At 39.6% G+C, this 1,911-nt stretch carries 1 protein-coding gene; it reads left to right on the top strand.

Features of this window, described 5'->3' with window-relative positions:
* Positions 1-1,761: immunoglobulin-like domain-containing protein (locus ABJV04_RS06605; protein WP_348490520.1), on the top strand; the 1,761-nt coding region annotated here is incomplete at its 5' end.
* Positions 1,762-1,911: the final 150 nt, after the last annotated feature.

Here is a 1,911-nt window from a genome sequence, read left to right as displayed (position 1 = left end):
AAAAAGATAGTTATCGCATTGGTTATACTAGTTGCTTTTTCCTGTGTAGAGGATTATAATCCGCCAATCCCGGATACAACGGCCCCAGAAATCACAATAATAGGGGACAACCCGCAAACAATTACCCTGCCCGCTACGTATACGGAGCTGGGCGCAACGGCATTGGATGATATAGATGGGGACATTAGTGATAACATAGAAATTACATCCACGGTAGATATTGATGTCCCCGGGTCTTACGAAGTAACGTATAGTGTTTCAGATGCAGCGGAAAATACTACAAGTGCAATTAGAGAAGTAACAATAGTAGAAGTGGTAACACCGGATAATCCAGATACGACAGCCCCAGAAATTACAATTGTAGGTGACAACCCCTTAACAATTACTGTGTCGAATGAATATACGGAACCAGGCGCAGTTGCATTTGATAATACCGATGGAAACATTACGGACAGCATAGAAATTACGGGCGAGGTAAATGTCAATGTCCCTGGAACTTACGAGGTAACGTATACCGTTTTAGATGCAGCGGAAAATGCTACAAGTGTAATTAGAGAAGTAATAATAGTAGATTTAGATAATCCAGATACGACCGCCCCAGAAATTACAATTGTAGGGGACAACCCGCTAACAATTACCCTGCCCGCTACGTATACGGAGCTGGGCGCAACGGCATTGGATGATATAGATGGAGACATTACGGACAAGATTGAAATTACGGGCGAGGTAGATGTTAACCCTGGAACTTACGAAGTAACCTATACCGTTTCAGATGCAGCGGGAAATGCTACAAGTAGTACAAGAGAAGTAACAATTCTAGCAGAACCAGATACGACCGCCCCAGAAATTACAATTTTAGGGGACAACCCCCTAACAATTATCTTACCTGCGGAGTATACTGAACTGGGCGCAACCGCATTTGATGATACCGATGGAGACATTAGTGATAACATAGAAATTACAACCACAACAGATTTTCTTGTTCCGGGATCTTACGAAGTAACGTATAGCGTTTCAGATGTAGCAGAAAATTCCACAAGCGTAACAAGAGAAGTAATTGTAGAAGAAAATACGTTGTCGAATGGCCTTATTGGTAAGTTTGATTTAAATGGAAATGGAGATGACACAAGTGGGTATAACAATCATGGGACAATTACTAACCGTCCAGAAGGAAATGGAGCAGTCGAACCGACTACAAATAGAGATGGTATGAGTAACTCGGCAATGTTGTTTGTAGAAGAGGAGCAAGGTTATATTCATGTTGAAGACTACGACGCATTAAAACTTGTAGACGGTAATCCAATATCAGATATTTCCATTTCAGTTTGGGTCAAAGCTGATGAAATTCAAACTGAATGGAATGATATCATAAGTAAATGGGATGGACCTGAAAGTGATAATTATGGCTATTACTTAGGATTAACGTCTGGTGAAGAAAATGATTTGAGATGGAATGTATCGAACGCAGCAGTTGAAACTGCAATACCTAAAGGGGTATGGGTTCATATTGTTGTTACTTATGAACATCAAACATCTTCAAAAATCTATTTAAATGGTGAACTTGTAAAACAGATGAATTCTGGTGATGCTGATGCTACTAATATAGGTAGAGGGATTGGCACGGATTATAATGCTAGGTTTAGTATAGGTGGTGCTGTCAGTGGTGAAGGCGGTGGTCAATTCGACGGAGGAATAGATGATGTTTACGTTTATGATAGAGTTCTAACCGAAAGTGAAGTACAACAACTGTACAATAATTAAACATAAGCCTAACAATGGTATACCGTTTGGTTACTAATCTAGAAAAACAATAAAAACTTCGCCCATGTATTATGTATCTTACTACCTGGGCAAAGTTTTAAAAAATTTCATATTTAGTTAATACCCCCAAAAGAATATTAATAGCAACCC

The organism is Aliiglaciecola sp. (assembly GCF_039982535.1).
In the GTDB taxonomy this organism is placed as follows: domain Bacteria; phylum Pseudomonadota; class Gammaproteobacteria; order Enterobacterales; family Alteromonadaceae; genus Aliiglaciecola.
This window is presented reverse-complemented; position numbering and strand designations above follow the sequence as displayed.